The organism is Microcystis sp. T1-4 (assembly GCF_000297435.1).
Lineage (GTDB): Bacteria > Cyanobacteriota > Cyanobacteriia > Cyanobacteriales > Microcystaceae > Microcystis.
The window spans coordinates 1-6,447 of the sequence record NZ_CAIP01000017.1 but is presented as its reverse complement, the minus strand read 5'-3'; the positions used below and the strand labels follow the sequence as shown (position 1 = coordinate 6,447).

Annotated in this window: 3 protein-coding genes; all 3 read left to right on the top strand. The window is 42.1% G+C overall.

Going from position 1 to position 6,447, the window contains the following annotated elements:
• Nucleotides 1-14 precede the first annotated feature (14 nt).
• The gene (gene recO / locus MICAI_RS00720; protein WP_008196313.1) at nucleotides 15-797 is read left to right on the top strand and encodes a DNA repair protein RecO; all 783 of its coding nucleotides are present in this window, start codon (nucleotides 15-17) and stop codon (nucleotides 795-797) included.
• A 22-nt stretch (nucleotides 798-819) separates the two neighbouring features.
• Entirely contained in the window at nucleotides 820-2,310 is a 1,491-nt protein-coding gene (locus MICAI_RS00715; RefSeq protein ID WP_008196312.1) for an MFS transporter, read from the top strand.
• A 1,008-nt stretch (nucleotides 2,311-3,318) separates the two neighbouring features.
• The coding region (locus MICAI_RS00710; RefSeq protein WP_039899267.1) for a right-handed parallel beta-helix repeat-containing protein at nucleotides 3,319-6,447 on the top strand (3,129 nt) is incomplete at its 3' end.

The window sequence follows — 6,447 nt, the reverse complement described above, 5'->3', positions numbered from 1 at the left end:
ACCCACCTACTTAAATGATGTCTCGTACCTATCAAGCTACTGGAATCAATCTGCAAGGAATGGCCTTCGGAGAAGCCGATCGCCTCTTAACTATTTTGACCGCCGAGTATGGTTTAATTAGAGCCATTGCCCCCGGTGCGCGCAAGTATAAATCTTCCCTCCGGGGTAGAAGTGAACTATTTGTGGTCAATAATCTGTTGATAGTCGCCGGAAAATCCCTAGATAAGGTCGTTCAAGCTGAAACTATCGAATCTTATCCCAAATTAAGTCAAAATCTCGCCAAACTCACCGTTAGTCAATACCTCTGTGAACTGGTTTTGGCGATCGCACTGAGTGAACAACCTCAGAGGGAATTATACGAATTAATCTGCAGCCATCTGGCCAGAATTGAAGTCCTCGACGAGAACCAATACATACTTCCCTATCTTTGTCAAGCAATTTTTCATTTCTTAATAATTGCTGGTTTAGTGCCGCAAGTCCATAACTGCCTGTTGACGGGAAAAGCTTTAATTGGGAACAATTGCCTAGGATTTAGTTTCGAGGCAGGGGGAATAATAGATCTATCTGCCCTGACAGAAACCATCAACCCGCCCAAAATCGATAGTAAACTGACGTTGCAAGAACTGCAATTACTGCAATGCTTAGGAAAAACAGATTTTCCCCCACCAGAAAACCCTGCCTCAGAACTAGCTTGGATTAACCTCGATCGCCTGCTGCGCCGCTATACTCAATATCATCTGGGAAAAACTTTTCGCTCCTCGGCATTAGTTGAGGGTTTATCTCCCTTAGAATTTTAAACAGATAGCAAAAATCATCATAATGCAACTGTTTGACTCAGAAACTGGCGACGCTAATTCCAGCGACTCCTCCACTCCTATTTTTAATTCTTCCGATTCCTCACCGAGGCAATCCGACACAGAAACCATGAACCGCTTGCCTAAACGTGCGCCCAAATCCAGTCCTAGTCAGGGTTTTGCCCCAGTGCTAAAAAACCCGCGCTTTCTCATTCTCTGGGCGGGGGGAATTTTTTCCCAATTAGCGGATAAATTCTATTTAGTTCTGATGATCTCCCTAATTGCCACCCATTACCAAAAAGCCGATCAGTCGATTAGTGGCTGGGTATCGGCGATAATGATTGCTAATACAATTCCGGCGGTGTTAGTGGGTTCGGTGGCGGGTGTATATGTTGATAGATGGTTAAAAAAACAAGTTTTAGTTATTTCTAACCTTTTACGGGGGGCTTTTGTCCTGCTCATTCCCCTATTGTTATGGTTAGTGCGCGAGCAAACTTTAGCCATTCCCCTCGGTTGGCTGCCGGAAGGTTTAAGAAATTGGTATTACCGGCTACAGGGAGAATTTAATTTACCCCTCGGTTTTTTCCTATTGTTAGTCATTACTTTTCTTGTCTCCACCCTAACCCAATTTTTTGCCCCTGCCGAACAATCTACCCTGCCATTGGTGGTAAAACGTCGTCATCTTCTACCCGCTAATTCCCTCAATACTTTAACCACCATGGCAGTATTAATTATCGGTTTTGCCATCGGTGAACCTCTATTAGCTTTTGCCGATAGCATTTTCGGCACGAGAGCCGGACAATTTGATATTGGTAAAGTGATGATTGTCGGTACTTTTTATATAATTGCCGGTTTAATTCTAATTATCCTGCGAACTAACGAAAAATATGTTATTCCTACCGCAGAACAGCCCCATGTTTGGGAAGATATCCGCGACGGCATTCGTTACCTCAACAAAAATCATAAAGTTCGTAACGCTTTAATTCAATTAGTCATCTTATTCTGTATTTTTGCCGCTCTATCGGTATTAGCCGTCAGTATGGCCGAAAAACTACCCGGGTTAAAAGCTTCTCAATTTGGCTTTTTATTAGCCTCCTGTGGTGCGGGAATGGCAGTTAGTGCGATTACCTTGGGTTATTGGGGCCAAAAATTCTCCCACACCCAATTAAGTCTCTGGGGTTCCCTGGGTATGGCGGCAGCTTTAATCGGTTTATCCCTAGCAACAAAGAGTTTAATTTTAGCCTTCGCTATGACCGCTTTATTAGGGATTTTTGCCGCTTTAGTCGGGGTTCCCATGCAAACTACCCTACAGGCAGATACACCCCCCGAAATGCGCGGTAAAGTCTTTGGTTTAGAAAACAATGCCGTTAATATTGCCCTCTCTTTACCCTTAGCCGTGGCGGGTATCGCCGAAACTCAATTCGGACTCCGACCGGTATTATTAGCTTTAGCAGTTATGGCAGTCATCGGCGGTGGTTTTACTTGGTATGTTTCTGGGAATTTATCTAAAGATTAGCGGAACTTTTCAGTTATCAGTTATCAGCAAATGTTAGAATCTTCCCGACGGTTTTCGGTTGTTCTTATTGAGTTACTATCGTCTGAATTGGAGATAGCCGCTTAGATAAATATTAGACCTCCACCTAATATTATCTGAAGAGCAAAAGTCTTTCTAGTTAAGGAATCTAACTAAATAAAAATGATTTTAATTGTCTCATATTTGTCAGTAAAATTAAATTGGCAACGATAGATAGGGTTGGCTGAATTCGCCCCGACAGGACGCAATCGCCGCTCAAGATGCAAGGTTTTTGAGCCACTAGCTGGAAAATTTGCAGCTGCTTCCCCACACAAGTCCCCAAACTTCTGGCTCTTCTAGGTTCTGTGTGATCAGTTTAACTTACTCTATGATCGATCGATCTTTGTGTCCTCTGTGTCTGGAGTGGTTCCTTCCACTCCCTCGCTCTTGAGGAATGTATCTTAGAATACATTTTAACCACCAAACCTGGGAGAGCCAACTTCTTACCTCGTCTATATTTCACATTTATTCAGCCCACCCTAGATATACATTTCCGTCCTAGAACTACTTGGTTAGTACATAGACGAAAAGCAAGCTGTGATTGGGTTATAATTTTTGGAGATGTCTATTGTCTATTGTTTTTAAACTATGAAAACCAGAGCAATTAAGCTATTAACATAACTTAATAATATAAACATAGCATTACCGGTGGCAGCTGGACAATCTCAACAGTGATAAACCAGAATATAGAAATAATAAGCGGATGACTAATAGCTATATTTTCTAAAGTTGGTTAAGTTTTTATAAGATTTCTGTAAAGTTATTGAAACCTTCTTGACATATCTAGTTAATCTAGGCTAGGCTCGGAAAGTGGTCAGCGAAGCGATGTTCGCCCTAGCAGTAGCCGTTCCCCTCCCGCTAATCTGATTCTCGGTGGGAATACTGTGTGTTTGGCTGCGAATAGTCGCTAATCGCCCCAGTATTAACCTTGTTTGTGTTAGAGCTAAGGATATGAGTAATCCTCTGTCAGTACAGGAAACAGCAACTGCCACCTCTTCTTCGATGGTTCAGGAATTGGGTTGGGAACAATTAGCGGCAGTACCTTTCGACTACGGAGTTAGTGCTGGTGGCGGTCTCGCCACTGACGGAACTTATGTCTATGCCGCCGATTTTAGCGGCGATGGCAATGATGATTATATTGACTTAAATAGTAATTTGAGCGATGAGAGCGGGGAAAGTTTAGAAAATCTAGGTATTGCTAACGGTTCTGTCCGTTTTGCTCGCTATAATCCCGCAACCGATACCTGGGAAGATTTGCCGATATTAAATGGTGAAGGGGTGTCGGGGGATGCTTTCTCCGCCGGTAATTTAGTTAATCCTCTGTTTGTGGCGGGCAATAAATTATATTACTACCAATTCCGCTCAGGTCCACAAATAGCGGCTCTCTATTCCTACGATTTAAGCACCGGTACTAGCGGTACTTGGACGCAGGAATGGGAAAAAACCAGTACCAGTGAAGATTCGCCATTAATTAATGTTAATGCCGGAGTCCTTGGGCTAGATGTCAATGAAGAACCAGTAATTCTCCATCATACAGGAGGAGGAGATTACAATTTTGCTCGTACTGATAATGTTGGTGGTGGTGGAACTCATACCCAATTAACCCCTAATTGGAGTTTTGCCGGGGAGCATTTTCCCCGTAATGGAGATTGGGAGTACAATACAACTAATGATCGGTTATATCACCTCAGTGGCGATCAATTGGTGATGTGGACTCATGATGACTTCGCTTATCCGGGAGGAAGCCTCTTGACTTCTACTCCCAATGGTGAATCGCCTTTAGCCTCCCAAAGCACCTTAATTTACTCACTGAAAAATGATTTAGGCTGGACAAATAGCGGTACTGGGACAAGTTTATGGGGTAACTCTGTCACCGCAGTTAATGGAGACTTGTATCTATTAAGAGGAGAAACCAGTACAGATGGTTGGCCTTTTAATGAAGGACGGGGTTTAATTAACAATCGTAACTTTGCTAAAGTGGGGGCAAATGGCTGGTTAGAAACCCTTCCTGATGTGCCGTTCAATATTGGGAAAGGTAGTGGCGCTGTTTATCTAAATGGCTATCTGTATGTTACCCAGGGGGATACTCTGACTGTTTCAGATGATTACGGTAATGTCGGCCCTCTCAATGGTGAAGGTATTCGTAGTCCAGGATTGGGTTTTGCTCGCTTTGCTATTACTAATAATCCGGGAACTACTTACACAGTTACTAATACCAACGACGATGGGGAAGGTTCTCTAAGGTGGGCAATAACTGAGTCTAATAATAATCCGGGTACAGATACCATTGTATTTAATATTGGTGAGGGTGGATACTATACAAATACCATAACTCCCTTATCGGCTTTGCCAGAAATTACATCCCCTGTCTTGATTGATGGTACCAGTCAACCGGGATACGCGGGAACGCCGATCATTCAAATTAGTGGTTATTATCTTACTTATTATCAACCAGATCAAGCAGTCTCAGGTCTAGTTATTAGTGCTGGTGACAGTACCGTCCGTGGCTTAATTATTACTCAGTTTAGTGGCTATGGAATACAATTAACTGACCAAGGTAATAATATTATTCAAGGTAATTATATTGGCGGAGTTAATTATATTATTAGCGAAATTGGCAACAATCTTGAGGGATTGGCTGGCCAATTTTTCTTTGGCAATGGAGAAGGGGGTATTTTAATTGAATCTGCCAATAATCTGATTGGGGGAGCGACTACCAGTGAAAGGAATATTATCTCTGGTAACACAGAAAAACCAGGTGTATTAATTAATGGTGAAACTGCAATTGATAACCGAGTCGTTAATAATTACATTGGTCTTGATTCATCGGGAACTTCATCCCGTCCTAATGGGGTTGGAGTCGAGATAGTTAACGGTTCCAATAATATTATTGACAAAAACATTATTGCTGGCAATACTAACACCGGCGTAAGTGTATTGTCCTATGGAAATATCGCCAATAATAATCAAATACTCAGTAACTGGATTGGTACTAGCAGCCAAGGCTACTATTTTTTAGGTAACGGGGATGATGGGATTGATTTAGCTGGAGCAAAAAATACCCTCGTGCAAGGCAATCACATCTATTATAATCAATCGACCGGTGTTGTTATTCGCGGAGCCGATGCCACAGGTAATCAAATTACAGGTAATTCTCTGTTTAATAATGCCGAGGGGATGAGTATCCAAGAAGAGGCACAAGGTAATTCAATTACAGGAAATACCATCAACCATAACAACTCTAACGGCATTTCCGTAGATAATTCTCAGAAAAATACTATTCAAGGCAATAGTATCTATGAGAATTATGGTTTAGGGATTGATTTAGGACGGGATGGAGTCACCGTTAATGATGAAGGTGATAGCGATACAGGAGCGAATGCTTTACAAAACTATCCCGTTTTCACCTCTGCTGAAGTTGTCGCAGGAACAGCCACCTTGATTGGTTATCTAGATAGTGAAGCCAATAAGGAATACAGGATTGAAATTTTTGCTAATCGTACACAGGATGCTAGTGGTAACGGAGAAGGAGAGGATTACCGTACCTATATCACTGTGACTACGGATGATAATGGTCGTGCTGATTTTACCCTTTCCTTGTCTGCCGAGAGACTGTATAGCTATATTACTGGCACAGCAACTAATCCCGATGGCAACACCTCAGAATTTTCTCCCTCTATCACCCTAACGGGAGAGTTACCCAATTTAATGATTACTGAGGCTACTGCTCCTACTAATGTGGGTTTAGAACAGTCTTTCACCGTGAATTGGACGGTTAAAAATCAAGGTACAGTTACCACCCCATGGAGTTCTTGGAGCGATGGCATTGTCTATTCTTCTGATAACATCTGGGGCAATGATAATGACTATTATATAAATAACTTTTGGATTGATTCATCTAATAGCAACGTACCTTTAGATCCCGATGAAACTTATACAATGACGGGCAATGTTACCTTGCCTAGTTATATAGCTGCTACGAGTGGCTATTTATTGCTGAAGACGGATCAATATAATTATCAAGCAGAAACCGATGATACGGATAATATATATAGTATTCCTATAGTCATTAGTCAACCC